The 22,950-nt window shown below is 62.9% G+C and carries 25 protein-coding genes and 1 tRNA gene; 10 read left to right on the top strand and 16 right to left on the bottom strand.

What is annotated here, in order from left to right:
- Nucleotides 1-712 precede the first annotated feature (712 nt).
- Complete coding sequence (locus tag FB481_RS07095; RefSeq protein WP_147175657.1) at nt 713-1,153, bottom strand: hypothetical protein; 441 nt, start codon at nt 1,151-1,153, stop codon at nt 713-715.
- Here FB481_RS07095 and trmL point away from each other — a divergent pair.
- The gene (trmL, locus tag FB481_RS07090) at nt 1,152-1,613 is read left to right on the top strand and encodes a tRNA (uridine(34)/cytosine(34)/5-carboxymethylaminomethyluridine(34)-2'-O)-methyltransferase TrmL (protein ID WP_147175656.1); all 462 of its coding nucleotides are present in this window, start codon (nt 1,152-1,154) and stop codon (nt 1,611-1,613) included. The two genes, FB481_RS07095 and trmL, sit on opposite strands and share 2 nt — an antisense overlap.
- Before the next feature lie 137 nt (nt 1,614-1,750).
- Here trmL and secB read toward each other — a convergent pair whose 3' ends face one another.
- From secB to FB481_RS07075, 3 genes are read right to left on the bottom strand one after another with little or no spacing between them, the layout of a single operon-like run.
- Complete coding sequence (gene secB, locus FB481_RS07085; RefSeq protein ID WP_013792982.1) at nt 1,751-2,212, bottom strand: protein-export chaperone SecB; 462 nt, start codon at nt 2,210-2,212, stop codon at nt 1,751-1,753.
- 36 nt (nt 2,213-2,248) lie between these two features.
- Nucleotides 2,249-2,503: a glutaredoxin 3 gene (gene grxC / locus FB481_RS07080; RefSeq protein ID WP_093500062.1), complete on the bottom strand. Its 255-nt coding sequence runs from the start codon at nt 2,501-2,503 to the stop codon at nt 2,249-2,251.
- A 1-nt stretch (nt 2,504) separates the two neighbouring features.
- Nucleotides 2,505-2,918 (bottom strand): rhodanese-like domain-containing protein, encoded by a 414-nt coding sequence (locus FB481_RS07075; protein WP_013792984.1) that lies wholly within the window; start codon nt 2,916-2,918, stop codon nt 2,505-2,507.
- A gap of 212 nt (nt 2,919-3,130) precedes the next feature.
- Between FB481_RS07075 and gpmI the strand changes: the two genes are divergently transcribed.
- From gpmI to FB481_RS07060, 3 genes are all read left to right on the top strand, one after another.
- Nucleotides 3,131-4,666, top strand: a complete 1,536-nt coding sequence (gene gpmI, locus FB481_RS07070; protein WP_147175655.1) for a 2,3-bisphosphoglycerate-independent phosphoglycerate mutase — start codon at nt 3,131-3,133, stop codon at nt 4,664-4,666.
- 119 nt (nt 4,667-4,785) lie between these two features.
- The gene (locus tag FB481_RS07065; RefSeq protein ID WP_093500066.1) at nt 4,786-6,036 is read left to right on the top strand and encodes a murein hydrolase activator EnvC; all 1,251 of its coding nucleotides are present in this window, start codon (nt 4,786-4,788) and stop codon (nt 6,034-6,036) included.
- A gap of 32 nt (nt 6,037-6,068) precedes the next feature.
- Nucleotides 6,069-7,382, top strand: coding sequence for a S41 family peptidase (locus FB481_RS07060; protein WP_027908699.1), 1,314 nt, complete (start codon nt 6,069-6,071; stop codon nt 7,380-7,382).
- Between the two features lie 134 nt (nt 7,383-7,516).
- Here FB481_RS07060 and FB481_RS07055 read toward each other — a convergent pair whose 3' ends face one another.
- From FB481_RS07055 to FB481_RS07020, 8 genes are all read right to left on the bottom strand, one after another.
- The gene (locus FB481_RS07055) at nt 7,517-8,272 is read right to left on the bottom strand and encodes an ABC transporter substrate-binding protein (protein ID WP_027903746.1); all 756 of its coding nucleotides are present in this window, start codon (nt 8,270-8,272) and stop codon (nt 7,517-7,519) included.
- Between the two features lie 171 nt (nt 8,273-8,443).
- Nucleotides 8,444-9,199: an ABC transporter substrate-binding protein gene (locus FB481_RS07050; RefSeq protein WP_147175654.1), complete on the bottom strand. Its 756-nt coding sequence runs from the start codon at nt 9,197-9,199 to the stop codon at nt 8,444-8,446.
- A 202-nt stretch (nt 9,200-9,401) separates the two neighbouring features.
- Complete coding sequence (gene hisF, locus FB481_RS07045; RefSeq protein WP_147175653.1) at nt 9,402-10,172, bottom strand: imidazole glycerol phosphate synthase subunit HisF; 771 nt, start codon at nt 10,170-10,172, stop codon at nt 9,402-9,404.
- Nucleotides 10,173-10,249: 77 nt separating this feature from the next.
- Nucleotides 10,250-10,987, bottom strand: a complete 738-nt coding sequence (gene hisA / locus FB481_RS07040) for a 1-(5-phosphoribosyl)-5-[(5-phosphoribosylamino)methylideneamino]imidazole-4-carboxamide isomerase (RefSeq protein ID WP_147175652.1) — start codon at nt 10,985-10,987, stop codon at nt 10,250-10,252.
- 39 nt (nt 10,988-11,026) lie between these two features.
- On the bottom strand, nt 11,027-11,281 hold the full coding sequence (locus FB481_RS07035; protein ID WP_147175651.1) for a DUF2164 domain-containing protein: 255 nt from the start codon (nt 11,279-11,281) through the stop codon (nt 11,027-11,029).
- On the bottom strand, nt 11,282-11,920 hold the full coding sequence (gene hisH / locus FB481_RS07030; protein WP_147175650.1) for an imidazole glycerol phosphate synthase subunit HisH: 639 nt from the start codon (nt 11,918-11,920) through the stop codon (nt 11,282-11,284).
- Nucleotides 11,920-12,513, bottom strand: a complete 594-nt coding sequence (gene hisB, locus FB481_RS07025) for an imidazoleglycerol-phosphate dehydratase HisB (protein ID WP_013793001.1) — start codon at nt 12,511-12,513, stop codon at nt 11,920-11,922. Before hisB ends, hisH begins: the two co-directional genes overlap by 1 nt.
- A gap of 294 nt (nt 12,514-12,807) precedes the next feature.
- The gene (locus FB481_RS07020; RefSeq protein WP_093500078.1) at nt 12,808-14,466 is read right to left on the bottom strand and encodes an OFA family MFS transporter; all 1,659 of its coding nucleotides are present in this window, start codon (nt 14,464-14,466) and stop codon (nt 12,808-12,810) included.
- A 609-nt stretch (nt 14,467-15,075) separates the two neighbouring features.
- Here FB481_RS07020 and FB481_RS07015 point away from each other — a divergent pair.
- The 6 genes from FB481_RS07015 to FB481_RS06990 all read left to right on the top strand — a co-directional run bounded on the left by FB481_RS07015 (nt 15,076) and on the right by FB481_RS06990 (nt 19,537).
- Nucleotides 15,076-17,307 (top strand): AsmA family protein, encoded by a 2,232-nt coding sequence (locus tag FB481_RS07015; protein ID WP_093500080.1) that lies wholly within the window; start codon nt 15,076-15,078, stop codon nt 17,305-17,307.
- Nucleotides 17,304-18,371, top strand: a complete 1,068-nt coding sequence (gene mutY / locus FB481_RS07010; RefSeq protein WP_147175649.1) for an A/G-specific adenine glycosylase — start codon at nt 17,304-17,306, stop codon at nt 18,369-18,371. Before FB481_RS07015 ends, mutY begins: the two co-directional genes overlap by 4 nt.
- Nucleotides 18,368-18,640, top strand: a complete 273-nt coding sequence (locus FB481_RS07005) for an oxidative damage protection protein (protein ID WP_073262556.1) — start codon at nt 18,368-18,370, stop codon at nt 18,638-18,640. The genes mutY and FB481_RS07005 overlap by 4 nt, the downstream gene beginning before the upstream one ends.
- Nucleotides 18,641-18,730: 90 nt before the next feature.
- Nucleotides 18,731-18,806, top strand: a tRNA-Phe gene (locus FB481_RS07000).
- Nucleotides 18,807-18,922: 116 nt separating this feature from the next.
- Entirely contained in the window at nt 18,923-19,243 is a 321-nt protein-coding gene (locus FB481_RS06995) for a hypothetical protein (protein WP_147175648.1), read from the top strand.
- A 108-nt stretch (nt 19,244-19,351) separates the two neighbouring features.
- Nucleotides 19,352-19,537 (top strand): hypothetical protein, encoded by a 186-nt coding sequence (locus tag FB481_RS06990; protein WP_146259825.1) that lies wholly within the window; start codon nt 19,352-19,354, stop codon nt 19,535-19,537.
- 382 nt (nt 19,538-19,919) lie between these two features.
- Here the strand turns inward: FB481_RS06990 and FB481_RS06985 are convergent, their stop codons facing one another.
- From FB481_RS06985 to FB481_RS06970, 4 genes are read right to left on the bottom strand one after another with little or no spacing between them, the layout of a single operon-like run.
- Entirely contained in the window at nt 19,920-20,294 is a 375-nt protein-coding gene (locus tag FB481_RS06985; protein ID WP_073262562.1) for a response regulator, read from the bottom strand.
- A gap of 56 nt (nt 20,295-20,350) precedes the next feature.
- On the bottom strand, nt 20,351-21,553 hold the full coding sequence (locus tag FB481_RS06980; protein ID WP_147175647.1) for a hybrid sensor histidine kinase/response regulator: 1,203 nt from the start codon (nt 21,551-21,553) through the stop codon (nt 20,351-20,353).
- Nucleotides 21,547-22,134: a chemotaxis protein CheB gene (locus FB481_RS06975; RefSeq protein ID WP_093500090.1), complete on the bottom strand. Its 588-nt coding sequence runs from the start codon at nt 22,132-22,134 to the stop codon at nt 21,547-21,549. Before FB481_RS06975 ends, FB481_RS06980 begins: the two co-directional genes overlap by 7 nt.
- A complete protein-coding gene (locus tag FB481_RS06970) occupies nt 22,131-22,949 on the bottom strand; it encodes a protein-glutamate O-methyltransferase CheR (RefSeq protein WP_093500092.1) in 819 nt (272 codons plus the stop codon). The genes FB481_RS06975 and FB481_RS06970 overlap by 4 nt, the downstream gene beginning before the upstream one ends.
- Nucleotide 22,950: the final 1 nt, after the last annotated feature.

The raw sequence follows: 22,950 nt of genomic DNA, 5'->3' as shown, positions 1-22,950 counted from the left end.
CGCCGCGCCCCGAACAGGGCACGGCGTTTTTTATGGGTATCGGTTTGGCAACATCGCGAATGTCCCGCAATACCGATGGGTTTCACCTACGCGGCCCGCACCTTCCTACCCACTGCAACGCGATACCAGAAAGCCCCAAGTGTCGCTGCGCTCGGCCCGAGCTACCGCGCTGAGTATGAGTGATGTGAGGCTAGGCTTTGTGGGAGCGGGCGGGGACGCCTAGTCCATGCCCGCGATGCAGACGCCGCCGATATAAGCCTGGACTAGCTCATCAAGACCTGCATTGTCGATACCATCGCTTTCGCGCGCATGGCGCGCTCCCACATCTATCTGCGGGCAGGCTTCGTATCTCCGACAACCCAAGAATGCACGCCATCAGCGCACGGCAGGTGCATTCATGCACCCGAGCGGAACATTCGCGAAGCGGCACCAGGCGGATAAAAACCTGGCAATTACCGCTAAAGCCCAGCATCCACGTGCCCTGCAACGAATTCACGAAAACTGGCACGCCACCTGCACTGGTACTGACAACCCAGTTTCGGGGACCTTGGTACAGGCAGGCCGGGGATTCCCCTCTTTCTTTGGGAGCCTCGGTACAGGCAGGCCGGGACCTCCCTTCTTTCTTCGGGGACTCTGATACAGGCAGATCAGATAATCCCTTTTTTCTTCGGGAGCCCTGGTACAGGCAGGCCGGGAACTCCCTCTTTTCTTCCTAACGCGGCGCCAGACGAACCGTCAGGCGCCAGCGGCCCTCGACCTCTTCAGTGTCCATCTCGGCGTGCAGCGGCCGAGCCGCCACCACCCGCACTTCCAGCTCACGCCCATAACGCACCACGCGCCAGTTGGCGGCGCGCCCGGCGATCTGCAGCTGGCCCTGGCGCTCGCGGCCCAGCCCTTCGAAACGCAGTGCAAAGGTGCCGTGAGCGTCGCTGACCTGCACGTGCGGCTCGACGTTGAACCATAGCAGCAGGCGGTCGTCCTGAACGACGATGTCCTTGAGGTGCATGGCATCCGGGTGGAACAGCCGGCCGATCATCAGGCCGACCAGGAAACCGAAGATCGCCAGCGAGCCGATCACCCGCACCCAGGGACGCGGCCTTGGCGGCTTATCCGGCGTAGAATGGCGCCCGTCTTCTGGCCTGGAGCCGTGCATGTTTCATGTAATCCTTTTTCAACCGGAAATTCCGCCCAACACCGGCAACGTTATCAGGCTTTGCGCCAACAGCGGCTGCCACCTGCACCTGGTCGAGCCGCTGGGTTTCGAACTGGACGACAAGCGCCTGCGCCGTGCCGGGCTCGACTACCACGAATACGCGCCGCTCAAGCGCCACGCTAGCCTGGAGGCCTGCCTGGAAAGCCTCGGCCAGCCGCGGGTGTTCGCCTTCACCACCAAGGGCTCGCAGCCTTTCCATGAAGTGGCCTACCAGCCGGGCGATGCCTTTCTGTTCGGCCCGGAGAGCCGCGGCCTGCCGGCCGAGATTCGTGATGCCCTGCCCGAATCGCAACGCGTGCGCCTGCCGATGCGCGAAGGCTGCCGCAGCCTGAACCTGTCCAACACCGTGGCAGTAGCCGTCTACGAAGCCTGGCGCCAGCACGGCTTCGCCATGGACTGACGGTGCTTCGTAGACTGGCGTCGATCACAGCGATAGGCACAACACCATCCCTGGGTATCGATTCGCTCAACCGCAGGCTACGAATCTCAGCCAATAAAAAACGCCCCGAAGGGCGTTTTTTTGCAGCAACCGATAACTCAGTTAGCCTGCTGACGCTGCAGCTCCTGGGCGTACAGGGCGTCGAAGTTCACCGGGGCCAGCATCAGCGCCGGGAACGAGCCGCGCACCACCAGGCTATCCAGGGTCTCGCGGGCATACGGGAACAGGATGTTCGGGCAGAACGCGCCCAGGGTGTGGCTCATGGAAGCGGCGTCCAGGCCCTTGATCAGGAAGATGCCGGCCTGCTGCACTTCGGCGATGAAGGCGGTTTCTTCACCATTCTTCACGGTCACCGACAGGGTCAGCACCACTTCGTGGAAGTCGCCTTCCAGGGCTTTCTGACGGGTGTTGAGGTCCATCGAGACGCTCGGCGTCCACTCCTGGCGGAAGATCTCGGGGCTCTTCGGCGCTTCGAAGGACAGGTCACGCACGTAGATGCGCTGCAGGGAGAACTGAGGAGTCTGTTCGCCTTGGGCGGCGCCGTTAGCTTGTTCGGTCATGGGGCAAAGCCTTCTGCTGTAGGACTTAAAGGGAAATCAGGCGTTGAGCAGTGCGTCGAGCTTGCCGGCCCGCTCCAGGGCAAACAGATCGTCGCAACCGCCCACATGGGTCTCACCGATCCATATCTGCGGCACCGAGGTGCGGCCGGCCTTGCGCGTCATCTCGGCGCGCACGTCGGGTTTGCCGTCGACACGGATCTCGTCGAACGACACGCTTTTACTGGTCAGCAGCTGCTTGGCGCGGATGCAGAACGGGCACCAGTCGCTGGAGTAGATGACGACCTGGGCCATGTCACTTCACCACAGGCAGGTTGTCGCCACGCCAGGTGGCGATGCCGCCGCCCAGGCGCGCGGCGGTGAAACCGGCTTTCTGCAGTTCACGGGCGGCGGTGCCGGCCTGCTGGCCCAGGGCATCGACGACGATGATGGTCTTGGCCTTGTGCTTTTCCAACTCAGCTAGGCGCGAGGCCAGCTTGTCGTAAGGGATGTTCAGGGCACCGACGATGTGGCCGGTATCGAAATCCTTCTTGCTGCGGATATCGACCACCACGCCTTCGTCGCGGTTGATCAGCGCTGTCACTTCGCGGCTGCTCAGGCTTTTGCCGCCCTTGCTCATTTCGGTGAAGATCAGCAGCGCAAGAATGATGACGAACAGGCCAGCGAGGATGAAGTGGTTGGTAGCGAATTCAATGAGGTTGGCAAGCATCACGCGGTTCCGGGGCGGTAAAATGCCGGCCAGTATACACAGCAAGGTCAGTCCACCAAAGGCCGCACGGCGGTGACGGGATCTTTCCGGGGCCGTAGAATGTCTGACCGATTTCAGTGGGTCGCCTCCCGGGGCGACCGCCCCCGGATCGCCGCAGGCGAGCACGCGCTCGCTGCCGGCCTTCATAGCGTCCCAAGAAGAGCGAGCCCCGTATGAGCGCAGCGCCCAAACCCCTGGTTCTGGTCATTCTCGACGGCTTCGGCCACAGCGACACGCCCGAGCACAACGCCATTTTCGCCGCCAACACGCCGGTCTACGATCACCTGCGTGCCACCCAGCCCCATGGGCTGATCTCCGGCAGCGGTATGGACGTCGGTCTGCCGGACGGGCAGATGGGCAACTCCGAGGTAGGCCACATGAACCTCGGCGCGGGCCGCGTGGTGTATCAGGACTTCACCCGGGTGACCAAGGCGATCCGTGACGGTGAGTTCTTCGAGAATCCGGCGATCACTGGTGCTGTAGACAAAGCAGTTGGCGCCGGCAAGGCAGTGCATATCCTAGGCCTGCTGTCCGACGGCGGCGTACACAGCCACCAGGATCACCTCGTGGCAATGGCCGAACTGGCCGCACGCCGCGGTGCCGACAAAATCTACCTGCACGCCTTTCTCGACGGTCGCGATACCGCGCCGAAAAGCGCCCAGAGTTCCATCGAGCTGCTCGACGCCACCTTCGCCAAGCTCGGCAAGGGCCGCATCGCCTCATTGATCGGCCGCTACTTCGCCATGGACCGCGACAACCGCTGGGACCGCGTGGCCCAGGCCTACAACCTGATCGTCGATGGCCAGAGCCAGTTCCAGGCGGACACGGCCCTGGCTGGCCTGCAAGCCGCCTATGCTCGTGACGAGAGCGACGAGTTCGTCAAAGCCACCCGCATCGGTGAGCCGGCGCCGGTCGAAGACGGCGACGCCGTAGTGTTCATGAACTTCCGCGCCGACCGCGCCCGCGAGCTGACCCGCGCCTTCGTCGAGCCAGGCTTCGATGCCTTCGAACGCGCCCGGGTACCGCAGACCGCAGGCTTCATCATGCTCACCCAGTACGCGGCGAGCATCGACACGCCCAGCGCCTTCAAGCCCGAGGCCCTGACCAACGTGCTCGGCGAGTACCTAGCCAACAACGGCAAGACCCAGCTGCGCATCGCCGAGACCGAGAAGTACGCCCACGTGACCTTCTTCTTCTCCGGTGGTCGTGAAGAGCCGTTCCCCGGTGAAGAACGCATCCTGATTCCCTCGCCGAACGTCGCCACCTACGACCTGCAACCGCAGATGAACGCCCCCGAGGTGACCGACAAGATCGTCGACGCCATCGAAAACCAGCGCTTCGATGTGATCGTGGTCAACTACGCCAACGGCGACATGGTTGGCCACACCGGCGTATTCGAGGCGGCAGTTGCGGCGGTTGAATGCCTGGACACCTGCGTCGGTCGCATCGTCGAGGCGCTGGACAAGGTCGGTGGCGAAGCGCTGATCACCGCCGACCACGGCAACGTCGAGCAGATGCAGGACGAATGCACCGGCCAGGCACACACCGCACACACCTGTGAGCCGGTGCCGTTCATCTATGTCGGCAAGCGTGACGTGAGCATCCGCGAAGGCGGCGTGCTGGCCGACGTGGCACCCACCCTGCTGACCCTGATGGGCATGCCGGTTCCCAAGGAAATGACCGGCACCAGTATCGTCACCCTCAACTGACGTTATCGGCCATCGGTCGACCGTGGCACGCTTTGGGTCGCAATCGCGAGCCAAGGCGTTCTTTTTAACCCGCGCCAAGGGCATACTAGGCGCGTTCCCCGCCAGGTACCGCCTGCACCATGCTCCGTGTCCTCACTTTCATCCTCATGACCAGCCTGCTGGCACCGGCTTTCGCCGATCAGAAAGCCGAAACGCAGAAGCAGCTGGAGGCGGCGCGTGCCGATGTCGCCGAACTGAAGAAACTGCTGGAACAACTGCAGCAGGAAAAATCCGGCGTGCAGAAGCAGCTCAAGACCACCGAAACCGAAATGGGCGAGCTGGAGAACCAGGTCAAGGGCCTGCGCGAAGAGCTGCAGGAGAGCGAAGAAGAGCTCAAGCGCCTCGATCAGGAGAAAAAAAAACTCCAGGGCGCGCGCCTTGAACAGCAACGACTGATCGGTATCCAGGCCCGTGCGGCCTATCAGGGCGGGCGTCAGGAGTACATCAAGCTGCTCCTGAACCAGCAGAACCCGGAGAAATTCTCCCGCACCCTGACCTACTACGATTACCTCGCCGAAGCGCGCATGGCCCAACTGACCGCCTTCAACGAAACGCTGCGCCAGTTGGCCAACGTCGAGAAGGACATCAGCCATCATCAGGAGCAGCTGCAAGCGCAGAAAAGCGAGCTGGACAGCCGCAGCGCCAAGCTGGCCGAAGTACGCAAGGAACGTCAGCTGGCCCTGGCCAAGCTGAACAAGGATTTCAGCGCCCGCGATCAGCGCCTCAAGGCCCGCGAGCAGGAGCAGGCCGAACTTGGCCGTGTGCTCAAGACCATCGAGGAAACCCTCGCCCGCCAGGCCCGTGCAGCCGAGGCCCAGCGCCAGCGCGAACTGGCCGCCGCTCGCGAGAAGCCCAGCACCCCATCGGCCACCGGCAAGCGCACCGAAAGCGGGCCGCTGGTCAGCTCCGGCGCCACTTACGGCGGCCCGTTCGCCAGCGCCAAGGGCAAGCTGCCGTGGCCGGTCAATGGCCGACTTGTTGCAAGATATGGAACCCCGCGGGGCGAAGACGCTCGGACTAAGTGGGACGGCGTGCTGATCGGCGCCGCCGCCGGCAGTCAGGTACGCGCCGTGCATGGTGGTCGGGTAGTTTTTGCAGACTGGTTGCGCGGTTCCGGGCTTCTGGTCATTCTCGACCATGGCAATGGTTACCTGACCCTGTACGGGCACAACCAAAGCCTGCTCAAGGACGCCGGAGACATCGTCAAGGCCGGGGAACCCATCGCCACCGTCGGTACCAGCGGCGGCCAGGACACCCCAGCACTGTATTTCGCGATTCGCCAGCAGGGCCGCGCCAGCGATCCGGCCCAATGGTGTCGGGCGCAAGGATAAGCGCCATCTCATTGTCGTAGGAGTTAGTTCGAATGCCGCATCTGTCCCGCCTCACCTCCCTGGCCCTGGCGATTGCCCTGCTCGGTGGCGCACCTGTGCTGCATGCCGACCAAGCTCCGATCACCCCGCCGCCGGCCGCCGACCAAAAAGCAGCCCCGCTGCCGCTGGACGAGCTGCGCACCTTCGCCGAGGTGATGGACCGCATCAAGGCCGCCTACGTCGAGCCGGTCACCGACAAGGAACTGCTGGAGAACGCCATCAAGGGCATGCTCAGCAACCTAGACCCGCATTCGGCCTACCTCGACCCGAAAGCCTTCGCCGAGTTGCAGGAAAGCACCAGCGGCGAGTTCGGCGGCCTGGGCATCGAAGTCGGCACCGAAGACGGCTTCATCAAGGTGGTGTCACCCATCGATGACACCCCGGCTTCCAAGGCCGGCATCCACCCCGGCGACCTGATCGTCAAGATCGACGGCAAGCCCACCAAGGGCCAGTCGATGATGGAAGCCGTGGAGAGGATGCGCGGCAAGGCCGGCAGCAAGATCGTCCTGACCCTGGTGCGTGAAGGCGGCAAGCCGTTCGACGTCGAGCTGACCCGCGCGGTGATCAAGGTCGCCAGCGTGCGCAGCCAAATGATCGATCCGGGCTACGGCTACATCCGCGTTACCCAGTTCCAGGTCAATACCGGTGAGGAAGTCGGCAAGGCACTGAACAAGCTGCGCAAGGAAAACGGCAAGAAGCTCAGCGGCCTGATACTCGACCTGCGCAACAACCCGGGCGGCGTGCTGCAGTCGGCCGTGGAAGTGGCCGACCACTTCCTCAAGAAGGGGCTAATCGTCTACACCAAGGGCCGCCTGCCCAACTCGGAGCTGCGCTTCTCCGCCGACCCGCTGGACGCCAGCGAAGGCGTGCCGCTGGTGGTGCTGATCAATGGTGGCAGCGCCTCGGCCTCGGAGATCGTCGCCGGCGCCCTGCAGGATCACAAGCGTGGCATCGTCATGGGCACCGACAGCTTCGGCAAGGGTTCGGTGCAGACCGTGCTGCCCCTGAACAATGACCGTGCCCTGAAGCTCACCACCGCGCTGTACTTCACGCCCAATGGCCGCTCGATCCAGGCCCAGGGCATCGTCCCGGACGTGGAAGTGGCGCGCGCCAAGCTGACTCGCGAGAGCGACGACCCGAGCCTCAAGGAAGCCGATCTGCAGGGCCACTTGGGCAACGGCAACGGCGGCGCCGATCGCCCGACTCAGAGCGCCCCCGGCAAGCCGGCCCGCCCGCAGGACGACGACTACCAGTTGAGCCAGGCGCTGAACCTGCTCAAGGGCCTGAACGTCACCCGCGCCGACTGATCCTCGGCGGCAAACAGAAAGCCCCGGCGCAGGCAACTGCGCCGGGGCTTTTTATTAGCTGATTGAAATGCCCGCTCTTAGGGGAGCGGGCGAACATAAACCCAGCTTGGTGCCGGGCTTTGTTGCCTGCATTGTTACAGGTAGTTGTTGGTCATCTCGTCGAGGAAGCCTTCGCTGCGCATCTCATCGAGGGCCTTCTGCAGGCGCTGTACCACCTCGTCCGGAGTGTCCTTGTTGAGTGCCAGATACAGCTCCGCCTCGTTGAAACGCAGCACGGTATTGAGCCCGGTGACGCCTTCCTGCTTGGCCAGGTAACGGCCGACCGGGTCGGTAGTGGCCCATAGGTCGATCTTGCCGCTGGTGAGCTTCTTGACGTTTTCCTGATCGCGCAGCGCGTTGACCGGCGCCAGGCCCTGGCTTTCCAGGTGCTGGCTCACCGCGTCGTTCTTGTACGCGCCGATGGTGTACTGCCCGGCATCCTTGAGGCTTTTAACGGTGAGGTTGCTGCCTGGCGCGGCAAGCAGCACCCAGCCGGTCTTGGCCAGCGGGCCAACCCACTTGAACAGCGGCTGACGCTCGGGAGTGAAGGTGGTGGAAAACAGCCCGTAGTTGGGTTTGTCCTGGGTCAGCTTGTAGAGGCGATCCCAGGGGAAGCGCAGGGTCAGGCTGTACTTGATGCCGGCACGTTTGAACATCTCGCGCACGATCTCGGCGTTGATGCCATCGATGCCGTCGTCACGGGCGAAGTTCTTGTCATCGACCGCCATGTTGAACGGCGGGAAGTTCTCGGTCAGCAGCACCATCTTGTAGTCGGCGGGCAGTTCGGCCCTGGCCGTAAAGGCCATGAAACCCAGCCCGAGCAGTGCAATGGTCTTCAAAGTGCTCAACATCAGTCGTTCCCCGCCACGTGGTTATGATTATGCTTGGCGGCCTCCTGCCGAACGTCGCACCACCACCGTCCTGGCAATGGCTGCCGCGCGCAAGGCACGCCAGTATGAACGCCGAATCATCGCCACGCCGGCGCCCCTCAGTACCTTGGCGTGCCCATCAAACGTTCAGGGCTAAAGATAGCTGTTGAGGATACTGTCGACGATCCCCTCAGCGCGCATCTTGTCCAATTCCGACTGCAGCTTCTGTACCACCTCGTCAGGCACCTCCTTGTTCAGTGCCAGATAGAGCTGCGCGCTGTTGAAACGCAGCACAGTCTTCAAGCCGCTGACACCTTCCTGGCGCGCCAGGTAGCGGCCCGCTGGATCACCAGTGGCCCACAGGTCGATCTGCCCCGCCATCAGCTTCTTGGCGTTTTCCTGGTCGCGCAGCGAGGTCACCGGCTGCAAGCCTTGCTTCTCGAGGTGCTCGGCGATGGCATCCCCCTTGTAGGCGCCAATGCGGTACTGCTTGGCCTGCTGCAGGTTGTTGACCACCAACTTGCTGTCGCCGCGCGCCAGCAGCACCCAGTCGTCCGGGCCGATGGGGCCGACCCACTTGAACAGCGCCTCGCGCTCGGGCAGCCGCGCGGTCACGAACACACCGTAGTCGGGCTTTTCCAGTGCGAGCTTGTAGATGCGATCCCAGGGAAAACGCAGGGTCAGGCTGTACTTGATGCCGGCGCGCTTGAACATTTCGCGCACCACGTCGACGGCGATCCCGTCGATGTTGTCTTCCTGGGCGAAGTTCTTGCCGTTGATCGCCATGTTGTAGGGCGGGAAGTTTTCCGTCAGCAACACCACGTTGTAGTTCGGGTCGATTTCGGCGCGCGCCACCGACGCCATCACAAGCAGGGCTCCTGCCGCTGCCAACCACAGACGTTTGCACATGTACTGGACTACCTGTCATTCAATGCGTTGACGGGCGGCCGGAAAGGTAGCGCCCGGCGTGACCGGACGTTCGGGCAAAAATAGCAAGCTAGACGCTTTGGCTTGACCCGATGCTTGTCACACGGGTGCTAGCTTAGCGCCATTAGCGGGCACCCCAAAGGCCAATTGCACCAGATTGGGCGCACCGCTGACGAGGCGCGGCTCAGCGCACCACGATACCGCGGCTGGCCATGTAGGCTTTAGCTTCGGGTACGGTGTACTCGCCGAAGTGGAAGATACTCGCCGCCAGCACGGCGGCGGCCTTGCCTTCGATGATGCCGTCGGCCAAGTGCTGCAGGTTGCCGACGCCGCCGGAGGCGATTACCGGGATGCCCACCGCTTCGCTGATGGCACGGGTCACGCCCAGGTCGTAGCCGCTCTTCACGCCGTCCTGATCCATGCTGGTGAGCAGGATCTCGCCGGCGCCCAGGCGTTCCATTTTCATCGCCCACTGCACGGCATCGAGGCCGGTCGGCTTGCGGCCGCCGTGGGTGAAGATTTCCCAGCGCGGCGCTTCGCCCGGGCCGGACACCTTCTTGGCATCGATGGCGACAACGATGCACTGCGAGCCGAAGCGCGAGGCGGCTTCGCCGACGAACTCGGGGGTGAACACCGCTGCGGTGTTGATCGACACCTTGTCGGCACCGGCGTTGAGCAGGTTGCGGATATCCGCCACGCTGCGCACCCCACCGCCCACGGTTAGCGGGATGAACACCTGGCTGGCCATGCGCTCGACGGTGTACAGCGTGGTATCGCGGCCATCGACGCTGGCGGTGATATCCAGAAAGGTGATCTCGTCGGCACCCTGCTCGTCGTAACGACGGGCGATCTCCACCGGATCGCCGGCATCGCGAATGTTCTCGAACTTGACGCCCTTGACCACGCGGCCGTTGTCCACGTCGAGGCAGGGGATGATGCGTTTAGCCAATGCCATACGGAGCTCCCGTAGGGTGGGTGCAACCCACCGATATAGATTGCGTCAGTTACGGCGGGTGTTACCCGCCCTACGGTTCAAACCTTGAAGTTGTCGCAGAACGCCTGCGCTTGCGCCACGTCCAGAGTGCCTTCGTAGATCGCGCGGCCGGTGATGGCGCCGACGATGCCAGGCGAACGAGCCAGCAGCAGCTTCTCGATATCGCCCAGGTTGTGGATGCCGCCGGAAGCGATCACCGGGATGCGGCTGGCGGCAGCCAGGGCGGCGGTGGCTTCGACGTTGCAGCCCTGCATCATGCCGTCTTTGGCGATATCGGTATAAACGATGGCCGACACACCGTCTGCCTCGAAACGCTTGGCCAGGTCGGTGGCCTGCACGCTGCTGACTTCCGCCCAGCCATCGGTGGCGACGAAGCCATCCTTGGCGTCCAGGCCGACGATGACCTTGCCCGGGAAGGCCTTGCAGGCGTCGGTGACGAACTGCGGATCCTTCACGGCCTTGGTGCCGATGATCACGTAGCTGACGCCCGCTTTCACGTAGTGCTCGATGGTTTCCAGCGAGCGAATGCCACCGCCGATCTGGATCGGCAGGTTCGGGTAGCGCCTGGCGATGGCGGTTACCACTTCGCCATTGACCGGCTGACCTTCGAAGGCGCCATTGAGGTCGACAAGGTGCAGGCGACGGCAGCCGCCCTCGACCCACTTGGCGGCCATGCTCACCGGGTCATCGGAGAACACCGTGGAATCTTCCATGCGGCCCTGGCGCAGGCGTACGCAGGCGCCGTCCTTGAGGTCGATAGCGGGGATAATTAGCATCTGCAGCACCTTGTCTAGTTCAGCCGGCCTGGGCCGGGATCAATCTTTCTCGAGCGCCCACAAGTCGACTTCGAGGCTCTCGAAGCGCTCGCGCAGCAAGCTGTGCGCATCGGTGATCGCTCGGTTGTAGTAATGCGGGGCGATGTCGCGGCCGAACAGTTCGAGCAGCTCCAGCACCTCGAACGAGCCCAGCTCCAGCTCGAAGCGGTCGCTCAGAAAGCGCTGCAGCTTGTGCACCGCATCGCTTTCCTGCTCGGGCGTGAGCGTCAGAACCGGGCTCTTGAGCCGTGCCATCTACCAGCGGCCATCCCAGGCGGCGAAGTTCTGCAGCAGCTGCAGGCCATGGGTGTGGCTCTTCTCCGGGTGGAACTGCACGGCGAAGCGCGAGCCGTCGGCCAGGGCCGCGGCGAAATCCTTGCCGTAGTGACCACGGCCAACCACCTGCTGCGCCTTGGCCGCTTCGACATAGAAGCTGTGCACGAAGTAGAAGCGCGCCTGCTCGGGGATGTTGTGCCACAGTGGATGCTTGACCGCCTGGCTCACCTCGTTCCAGCCCATGTGCGGGACTTTCAGCGGCTCACCGTCCTCGACCATGTCCTTGCCGAAGAAGCGTACCTGGCCGGGAAACAGGCCGATGCAGTCGACGCCGTCGTTCTCTTCACTGCGGTCGAGCAGCGCCTGCATGCCGACGCAGATGCCGAGAAAAGGACGGTCCTGGCTGACTTCGCGAACCAGTTCGTCGAAGCCCAGGCGGCGGATCTCGGCCATGCAGTCGCGGATCGCGCCAACGCCGGGAAACACCACACGGTCGGCCTCGCGGATCACCTGAGCATCGCTGGTCACCAGCACACGGCCGGCGCCCACATGTTCCAGCGCCTTGGACACCGAGTGCAGGTTGCCCATGCCGTAATCGATGACGGCTACCGTCTGCATCAGAGCACGCCCTTGGTCGATGGCATCTGCCCCGCCATGCGCGGGTCGAGTTCGACCGCCATGCGCAGGGCGCGACCGAAGGCCTTGAACACGGTTTCGATCTGGTGGTGGGTGTTCACGCCACGCAGGTTGTCGATGTGCAGGCTGACCTGAGCATGGTTGACGAAGCCCTGGAAGAATTCCTGGAACAGGTCGACATCGAAGCCGCCGACCACCGCGCGGGTGAACGGCACGTGCATCTGCAGGCCGGGACGACCGGAGAAGTCGATCACCACGCGCGACAACGCTTCGTCCAGCGGCACGTAGGAGTGGCCGTAACGGGTCATGCCCTTCTTGTCGCCGACGGCCTTGGCGAAGGCCTGGCCGAGGGTGATGCCGACGTCTTCGACGGTGTGGTGATCGTCGATATGCAGGTCGCCCTTGCAGAAGATATCCAGGTCGATCAGGCCATGGCGGGCGATCTGGTCGAGCATGTGCTCGAAGAACGGCACGCCGGTATCGAAGGTGGCCTTGCCTGTGCCATCCAGATTGATCGAGACCTTGATCTGGGTCTCCAGGGTATTGCGCTCGACGGATGCCGTACGTTCGGCCATCACCTGCTCCACAAAATCGTTGGGCGAAAGGGCGAACATTATAGGCTGATAAGCGGCAAAGCTATAAAGCCGTCCGGCAAAAATGCCGCAAGGCGCGGCAGTCGGAATTCAGGGCTTATCAAAAGACGCGCATAAAAAATCCCGCGGACGCACAAGGCGTCGGCGGGATTTTCACGATATCGCGAGCTAGAGCCCTGCTAGGCAAAACCAGGCGAGGAAGCGGAGTGTACTTTTGTACATGAGCATTCCGAGCCTGGTTTTAACGCCGCAGGGCCGACGCGCAGCAGATCGTGATTAGTGGAACAGGACTACGGTCTTCTGCAGGGTAATCCAAACACCCCAAGCCAGCGGGATACCCACGGCCAACCAGGCAGCGATCACCAGCGGCTTGCTCGACGGATCGGCAGCCCACTCCAGCTCCGCAGCGGACGGCTTGGATTTCTCGCCATGGGCGCGCTCGGCGGCCAGCTCTGCGTCGGTCATGAAATACTTCGGATCCACAGGGCGGACCAGCAGGTTGCAGATGAAGCCCAGCACCAGCAGACCAGCGAGGATGTACAGGGTGATGTCATAAGCGGCAGCGCGCTCGACGCCGATGCTCAGCTGATACTCACGCAGATAGTTCACCAGTACCGGACCCAGCACGCCAGCGAAGGCCCAGGCAGTCAGCAGACGACCGTGGATCGCACCGACCATCTGGGTACCGAACAGGTCAGCCAGGTAAGCCGGAACGGTCGCGAAGCCACCACCGTACATGGACAGGATCAGGCAGAAGGCGAACACGAACAGCGCGATGCTGCCCAGGTGACCGGTCCACGGAACCAGCGCGTACAGGGTGAAGCCCAGCGCGAAGAACACGAAGTAGGTCGCCTTGCGGCCAATCAGGTCGGAGAACGAAGCCCAGAAGAAACGACCACCGATGTTGAACAGACTGAGCAGGCCGGTGAAGCCCGCAGCGATGGCGGCGATCTGGCCAAGCTGTGCAGCGCTCAGTTCACTGAACGGCACGTTCAGGCCGATCAGTTTGCCGCCGAAGACTTCCTGCAGCATGGGCGAAGCCATGCCGATGATGCCGATACCAGCCGATACGTTCAGGCACAGTACGGCCCAGACCAGCCAGAACTGCGGAGTTTTCCACGCGGTGTTCACGTGGACATGGCCCTTGGTGATCATCGCGTTGTTGGCCTTGGCAGCCGGAGCGACCCAGCCAGCAGGCTTCCAGCCGGTTGGCGGAACGCGGTAGGCCAGTGCGCCGCCGACCATGAAGATGAAGTAGATCACCGCCATGACCACGAAGCTCTGCCATACACCTACGCCAGTTTCATTGGCGAAGTGGCCCATCAGCGCCGCGGCCAGAGGTGCACCGACCATCGCGCCGCCACCGAAGCCCATGATGGCCATACCGGTAGCCATACCGCGCTTGTCCGGGAACCACTTGATCAGCGTCGATACCGGGGAGATGTAGCCCAGACCCAGACCGATACCACCGATCACGCCGGAACCGACCCACATCAGCCAGATCTGGTGGGTATAGATACCCAGCGCGGAGATCAGCAGACCGCCACACCAGCACACGGCCGAAACCAGACCTGCTTTACGCGGACCGGCATGCTCCAGCCAGCCGCCCCATACAGCAGCTGCGCAACCCAGGAACACGAAGAACAGGGTATAGATCCAGCCCAGCATGGAGATCTGCCAATCGCAGTTGCTGGCGAAGATCTGCTCGAAGAAACCAATTTCCGGCGCACACGCGACTGGCGCGGTGATACCAATGGCCTTGGACAACGGCAGCCAGAATACGGAGAACCCGTAGGCCATGCCGATACACAGGTGGATGGCGAGGGCAGCTGGCGGAACCAGCCAGCGGTTGAAACCGGGCTTAGCGATGATGCGTTCCTTGGACAGGAAAGCAGGCGTCGCCGAAGCACCGTTTTGCACGGTGGCGTCAGTCATGTTTTCTTCTCTGATTAGGTTGGCAAACAGGTAATTACTGGCGAAACATCGATAGAAGCATCGCCAAACAACAAGTAAGTATGGGGAGAGTCCATTCGTTCTAGCTGGTCGCTAGCTCCCCGTGGCATTGTGTCACATCGCCATGGTCGCATTGCAACCACCCAAACGATAGTTTTGCGGGTCTACAGCACCTTTTTAGGCATTGATTCTGGCTCTAATCGACAGCCGGTAGAAAACCGGCGCCAAAATACACGCCCTCCAATGTCCGGGCTAGGCGCGACAGTAGCGAGCCCGGATGACAGTTCGACTGCCAAAAGCAGGCACACCAAATCAATACCTGCGCCACAGCATAGCCAACCCTCGATTACGCACCGAAATTATTGCCCTGCACCGCGCATGAATACCCGTGCCTACAGTGCAAGCGGCAATTCTGCAGATTCAATGCCGCAAATCTTGACTAGTAGTGGTCTACCAGCTCAGGCAATACGCCTCGCGTTGGCCAGTGCCTGCCAGCAGAGCTCGCGCGTACACGACTGCCTTTAACCGCGGGGACGCCTCGGGCGTTATACTCGCGGATTCCAATTTCTCGTCACTGCATAGGACTCGTCCATGAAAGCGCTCGGCAAAATCCTGGGTCTGTTCTTCCTCGGACTACTGCTGATCATCGTGGCGTTGGGCTTTGCCCTGACTCACCTGTTCGACCCCAACGACTACAAGGATGAAATCCGCCAACTGGCGCGGGACAAGGCCAACCTCGAGCTGACCCTCAACGGCGACATTGGCTGGAGCCTGTTCCCCTGGCTGGGCCTTGAGCTGACCGACGCCACCCTGGCCAGCGCCAGCACGCCGGACAAGCCGTTCGCCAATCTGCGCCTGCTTGGTCTGTCGGTGCGCGTGCTGCCGCTGCTGCGCAAGGAAGTGCAGATGAGCGACATCCGCGTCGACGGCCTGAACCTCGACCTGCAGCGTGACGAAAACGGCCACGGCAACTGGGAAGACGTCGGCCACCCGCCGGCCAAGCCAGGTGATGCGCCGGCCGAACAAACCGCAAGCAACGACGCACCGCAATCAGCAGACAAGCCGACGCAGGAAAGTAGCGGCCAGCCGATCAAGCTGGACATCGACAGCCTGATCGTCAACGGTGCCCGGGTGGACTACCGCGACGCCCAGAAGGGCCAGCAATTCAGCGCCGAGAGCATCCAGCTGACCACCGGCGCGATCCGCGAAGGCGCCGGTGTGCCGATCAAGCTCAGCGCATTCTTCGGCAGTAACCAGCCGGTGATGCGTGCGCGCACCGAACTGCAGGGCGAGCTGCGCTTCGACCGCGTCCTCAAACGCTACCAACTCGAAGATGCGCGTCTGTCCGGCGAGGCGTCTGGCGAGCCATTCAATGGCCAGACCCTCACCTATGCAGCCCAGGGCCAATTGCTGGTCGACCTGGCAGCACAAGTCGCCGAATGGAATGGCCTCAAATTGTCCGCCAACCAGTTGCGCGCCCTGGGTGAAGTGAAGGTGCGTGACCTACAGAGCGAGCCGAAGCTGTCCGGCGGCCTGTCGGTAGCGCCCGTCAACCTGCGCGAGTTTCTCGCCAGCCTCGGTCAGAAATTGCCGCCGATGAACGACGAGAAAACCCTGTCGCAATTCGAGCTGGTCACCCAACTGAACGGCACTGCCAACAGCCTGTCGCTGGACGAGCTGACCCTCAAGCTCGACGACAGCACCTTTACCGGCAAGCTCGCCGTGGCCGACTTCGCCAAGCAGGCGCTGCGCGTGCAGCTCAAGGGCGACAAGCTCGACCTCGACCGCTACCTGCCACCCGCTAGCAAGGACAAGAAGGACGCCGACTCGGCGCGCAAGGCCGAAGTGCGTGAAACCGTCGCCAACGCTGGCCAGGCCGGCACCACGCCAGTGCCCAACACACCGACCCAGCAGGCCTGGAGCTCCAGCGAAGTGCTCCCGATCCCGGCCCTGCGCAAACTCGATATGCAGGCCAACCTGACCCTCGACCAGCTGACCCTACAGAAGCAGACACTCAGCGCCGTCAGCCTCAAGGCCCGCGGCCAAGGTGGCGCGCTGAGCCTGGAAGAGCTGCGCGGCAAGCTTGGCAACGGCAGCTTCGCCATCAAGGCCGATGCCGATGTGCGCCCCGCCGTGCCGGTGCTCAGCCTGCATACCCAACTGAGCGGCATGCCGGTCGAGCCATTCCTCAAGGACGAACAGCGCCCCTCGCCGCTCAAGGGCCTGCTCGACCTGAACAGCGACCTGACCACCAGCGGCAACAGTCAGAAAGCCTGGATCGACGCCCTCAACGGCACCGCCAGCTTCATGCTCAAAGACGGCGTGCTGGTCGACGCCAACCTGGAGCAGCAACTGTGCCGCGGCATTTCCACCCTCAACCGCAAACAGTTGAGCGGCGAGCCGCGCAGCAAAGACACGCCCTTCGAGCGCTTGCAAGGCAGCCTGAGCATCCGCAACGGCGTGGCCAGCAACCCCGATCTGCAGACCCGTATCCCCGGCCTGAGCGTGGCCGGCAACGGTGATGTCGACCTGCGCGTACTGGGCATGGATTACCGCGTTGGCATCACCATCGAAGGCGATCAGCGCGAAATGCCGGACCCGGCCTGCGAGGTCAACCAGCGCTACGTCGGCATCGCCTGGCCGCTGCACTGCCGGGGCCCACTGGAGCTCGGCGCCAAGGCCTGCCGCCTGGATCAGGAAGGCATGGGCAAGGTCGCAGCCAAGCTGGCCGGCGATCGCATCAACGAAAAGCTCGAAGAGAAGCTCGGTGATAAGGTCAGCCCGGAACTGAAAGACGCACTCAAGGGCCTGTTCAAGCGATGACTCCCGAGCAATTCTCCAGCGCCGTGCTGCGCTGGTACGACGCGCACGGCCGCAAGGACCTGCCCTGGCAGCAGAACATCACGCCATACCGCGTGTGGGTCTCGGAGATCATGCTGCAGCAGACCCAGGTCAGCACCGTGCTCGGCTACTTCGACCGCTTCATGAGCGCGCTGCCCACCGTGCGCGATCTGGCCGAAGCGCCGGAAGACGAAGTGCTGCACCTGTGGACCGGCCTGGGTTATTACACCCGCGCCCGCAACCTGCAGAAGACCGCGCAGATCATCATGGCCGAGCACGGCGGCGAATTCCCACGCAGCGTCGAAGCCCTCACCGAACTGCCCGGCATCGGCCGCTCGACGGCAGGCGCCATTGCCAGCCTGAGCATGGGCCTGCGCGCGCCGATTCTCGACGGCAACGTCAAACGCGTGCTGGCCCGTTTCGTCGCCCAGGAAGGCTATCCGGGCGAGCCCAAGGTAGCCAAGCAGCTATGGGCCGTGGCCGAGCGCTTCCTGCCCGAGGAACGCGTCAATCATTACACCCAGGCGATGATGGACCTGGGCGCCACGCTCTGCACACGCAGCAAGCCCACCTGCCTGCTCTGCCCGGTACAAAGCGGCTGCGAAGCGCATCTGCTCGGCCTGGAGATCCGCTACCCGGTGGCCAAGCCGCGCAAGGAACTGCCGCAGAAACGCACCCTGATGCCCATGCTGGTCAGCCGTGACGGCGCCGTGCTGCTCTACCGGCGGCCGTCTACCGGCCTCTGGGGCGGCCTGTGGAGCCTGCCGGAACTCGATGACCTCGACGCCCTGAACGGCCTCGCCGACCAGCACCAACTACGCCTCGGCGAACGCCGCCAGCTCGACCAAATCACCCATACCTTCAGCCACTTCCAACTGGCCATCGCCCCCTGGCTGATCGAGGTCGACGGCGTGCCCGGCTACGTGGCCGAGGCCGACTGGCTCTGGTATAACCTCGCCACCCCGCCGCGCCTGGGCCTCGCCGCCCCGGTCAAAAAGCTGCTCAAACGCGCGGCCGACGCACTGCATACAGGAGAAATGGCATGACCCGCACCGTGATGTGCCGCAAGCACAAACAGGAACTCCCCGGCCTGGATCGCGCGCCCTACCCTGGCGCCAAAGGCGAAGACATCTTCCAGAACGTCTCCAAGCAAGCCTGGGACGAATGGCAGAAGCACCAGACCTTGCTGATCAACGAGCGTCGCCTGAACATGATGAACGCCGAAGACCGCAAATTCCTGCAGGCCGAGATGGACAAGTTCCTCTCCGGCGAGGATTACGCCCAGGCCGAAGGCTACGTGCCGCCCAGCGAATAAGCGGCCTGAGACGTAAGCGCCCGGAATATTTAAATATTTTCCAAAAAAGGTTTGACACCCCAAGGCTAAAACCGTTTAATACGCGCCGTTGCCCAGGTAGCTCAGTCGGTAGAGCAGGGGATTGAAAATCCCCGTGTCGGCGGTTCGATTCCGTCCCTGGGCACCACCTTCTACTCAGGTGGTGCATGTACCATCCGAGAATTAAAGAACCGGCCTAGCGCCGGTTTTTTAATGCCTAAAATTTATTTCCTTCCCTGGCGCTTCAAGGCTGGAGCCGCGCGCATGAGCATTCGCCTGATCGGATTGTTGGTGCTCCTGCTGATACTGCCAATACTCGGCAATGCCGCCAATACGCCCTGCTCGGGTAGCAAGGGCGGCATCGCGCGCTGCGATGGCCCGCTGTTTCTCTGCAATGACGGCTCGATCAGCGGCAGCAAGCGCGACTGCAGTGCCGAACGACCGGGCGCAGGCGGCAAAGCGCTGCGATCCACCGGCAATGTTGCCAGCGACTGCCCCTGTGGGGGCGGAACACTCTGCACCGGGCCGCGAGGCGGCCAGTACTGCATGACCCGCAGCGGCACCAAGAGCTACCGACGCAGATAGGCGAGCCGCGCCCGCTCAGCGGATACGCTGAACGCGCCCCCTAGCTGCGCGCTCCACATGGCATTGCCCGCGCAAATAGCAGCGGGCCTTATGCAGCCGGAGCCAGTCATGCACCTCAACATCGCCCTGAATGCCGCCAACGACCCGAAGCAACCGCCGGCCGAGCCCCACGAGACACCGATCAACGATCCGGGTAACGAGGATCCTGGCTCCATCGTCGACGACCCGGATAGCCCGTTCAGCCCGCAGCGACCTATCGAGGAGCCGGGCAAGCCTCGGCCTGAGAAGCGCTGAATTAGCGAATTCGCGGGCATGGCCCGCTCCCACAGGAGGTGTGCGGTGCCGACAGCTGCTTCAGCCTACGGCCTTGTCGATTGGGTTGAACGCAGGAATAGCTGAGGGCCGCCAAAGGTGAGGGTGTTGTTGGGGCGCCTGGCGGGTTTCGGCGCAGGAAGATGTGCATCGGACGTCAGACCAGGTAGCGCCTTCACCCACCCTACGTACCGGCCATACCAGCGATGGCGCCCCACCATCGTTCGCGCGCATGGCGCGCTCCCACAGATGACGGCTATAGATAGCTGATTCAGGCCGGAGTTAGAGCCTGTGGGAGCGGGCCATGCCCGCGAAATTCATGGGCATAGCCCACTCCCTCACCAGAAAGCGGCCGCCTCCCCCCTCAATCAAGCAGATGGGCGATCTGCGTGCTCAGTGTCTCAAGTGTAAAGGGCTTGCTCAGCAGCGGCGCCGAGTCGAGCAGCGCGCTGCCGGTTTCGCGCACTTCGGCGGGGTGGCCGCTGATGAAGATCACCTTCAGATCCGGACGCAGCAGCAGGGCCGGTTCGGCGATACGCACGCCGGAGACGCCACCGGGCAGGCGGAAGTCGGTGATCAACAGATCCAGATGCGGCTTGGTGGCGAGGATGGCGAAGGCATCGGTGGCGCAGTCGGCCTGCAGTACGTGATAGCCCTCGCCCTGCAGGTACTCGGCCAGCAGCATGAGCAGCAGCGGATCGTCCTCGACGATCAGTACGGTTCGTGTCACATCGTTCATTGCCCTGCTCCTGCCTATTTCTGCGCCTTCGCTTCGACCCTTGCCGTGCGCTGAGTTCAACCTATCTCTACGCGCTTGCCGCGCGGCAGCCAGACGCTGAACAACGAGCCCTGCCCCAGGCTGCTCTGCACCTCGATATGCCCACCATGAGCCTTGACGATCTGGTCGGAGATAAAGAGACCAAGCCCCAACCCTGCTACCGACTCGCTGCCCACCGCGCGCTCGAACTGCTGGAAGATGCGATGCTGGTTTTCCAGGGAAATCCCGATGCCATGGTCGCGCACCTCGACGCGCACACCGCCTTCATCGGAGCGGGCGCGCACTTCGATGGGTCGCCCGGCGCCATAGCGCAAGGCGTTACTAAGCAGGTTGCTGATCACCTGTTCGATGCGGAACTGGTCCCAGCTGCCGTGCAGCACCTCATCGATGTCCAGCTGCAGGTCGCAACCGGCTACGGTCATCTGCTGGGCGAAGTTCTCGGCGACGTTGCGCACGGTCTGCGCCAGGTCGAATTCCACTGGGCGAATGGACAGCTTGCCGGTGCGGATGCGCGACACGTCGAGCATATCCTCGATCAGACGGATCAGACTGTGGATCTGCCGTTCGTCGCGGTCGAACATGGCGCCGAGCTTGTCTTCGCTGAACGCGGTGAGGTTGCCCTTGGCCAGGTGCATCTTGCGCAGCTGGGTGTCGAGGATCAGCCCGTTGAGCGGCGTACGCAGCTCGTGGGAGACGATGGACATGAAGTCGTCACGCATGCGCACCGCATGCTGCAGCTCGCCCTGGGTCGAACGCAGCTCGGCGAGTAGCGCGTCCTGCTCCTGACGCGAGCGTTCCAGCGCTTCCACCTGCTGAGCCATGACCTTGCGCTGGCGATACAGGTCGACGAACACCGCCACCTTGCTCTGCACCGCCTGGATATCCAGCGGTTTGTAGAGAAAGTCCACGGCGCCGCTCTCGTAGCCCTTGAACGCGTAGTTCATCTCACGCCCGGCGGCGCTGACGAAGACGATGGGGATGTGCTTGGTCTTCTCCGTGCCGCGCATCAGTTCGGCCAGTTCGAAGCCGTTCATGCCCGGCATCTGCACGTCGAGAATGGCAAGGGCGAACTCGTGCTCGAGTAGCAGCACCAGGGCATCGTCGGCGCATTGCGCCTTGTACACCTCACGATCATCGCGGCGGATCAATGCCTCCAGCGCCAGCAGGTTCTCCGGCAGGTCATCGACGATCAACAGTTTGCATCCGGTGCTACTCAACATGGGCGTGAGTCCAGTTCGGTTAGCAATGCGAGAATGCCTCGCAAAGGAAGAATGTAGTCGGGTTGGTGCAGCGCCAGGGCCGCTTCGGGCATGGTCGCAACCTGCGCCTCCTGCGGGTCCTGCACCACGGTCACTCCGCCCCGCTGTTTTATTGTGTACAACCCGGCGGCGCCGTCCTGGTTGGCGCCCGTGAGCAAGATGCCCAATAGCTGGCTGCCGTAAACATCGGCAGCCGAATCGAACAGGTAATCGATCGAGGGCCGGGAAAAATGCACCGGCTCCTCACGACTATAGGAAAAGCTGCCATCGGCCTCGATGCACAGGTGATAACCGGGGGCGGCGAAGTACAGCGTGCCCGGCTGCAGCACTTCCTTGTCCTGCGCCTCTTTTACCCGCAGCGCGAGGCGGCGGGCGAACAGATCCGGCAGCAGGCTTTCACGCCCGTCCGGCAGGTGCAGCACCACCACCACCGGTAAACCGTAGTCGCCCGGCAGCCCGACGAACAGGTTGAGCAGCGCTTCCACGCCACCGGCCGAGGCGCCGACCACCACCGCAGAGAGTTTGCGAAGGGGCGCTTTCATAGTTTACGGAACACCCGTTCCTGGCGATTCAGCGCCTCGAAACGACCGGCGTAGGCTGAGAAGTCCAGGCTTTCCTTGCTGCCCAGGCCAAGGAAAGCGCGGTGCCCGAGTGACTCATGAAACAGGCCAAAGGCGCGGTCCTGCAGGGTCTTGTTGAAGTAGATCAGCACGTTGCGGCAGGAGATGAACTGGGTTTCCGAGAACACACTGTCGGTGGCCAGGCTGTGGTCGGCGAAGGTCACGTTGGCGCACAAAAAGCGCTCGAACAGCGCACCTTCGTAGGCCGCCGTGTAGTAGTCGGCCAATGAACCCTTACCGCCAGCGCGCTGATAGTTCTCGCTATACAGCCGCATGTTGTCGATGGGGAAGATGCCACGCTTGGCCTTCTCCAGCGAGCGCGGGTTGATGTCGGTAGCGTAGATGATCGAGCGCTCCAGCAGCCCCTCCTCGTGCAGCAGGATGGCCAGGGAGTAGACCTCCTCACCCGTACTGCAGCCGGCCACCCACAACTTTAGCGACGGGTAGGTGCGCAGAAACGGCACCACCTCCTGGCGCAGCGCCAGGAAGTAGCTCGGATCGCGGAACATCTCGCTGACCGGGATAGTGAGGAACTGCAGCAGCTGCATGAACGCCGCCGAGTCATGGATGATCCGCGCCTGCAACTCGGAGATGCTCGCGCACTCGAACTGGCGCATGGCGTGCACGATCCGGCGCTTGAGCGAAGAGCCGGAGTAGTCGCGAAAATCGTAGCTGTACTGCAGGTAGATCGCCTCGATCAGCAGCCGCAGCTCGATATCCTGGGTACGGTCGGACATG

Source organism: Pseudomonas sp. AG1028, from assembly GCF_007993955.1.
Taxonomy (GTDB): domain Bacteria; phylum Pseudomonadota; class Gammaproteobacteria; order Pseudomonadales; family Pseudomonadaceae; genus Aquipseudomonas; species Aquipseudomonas straminea.
The sequence above is the reverse complement of the archived record's forward strand: the minus strand, read 5'-3'. Positions and strand labels throughout refer to the sequence as shown.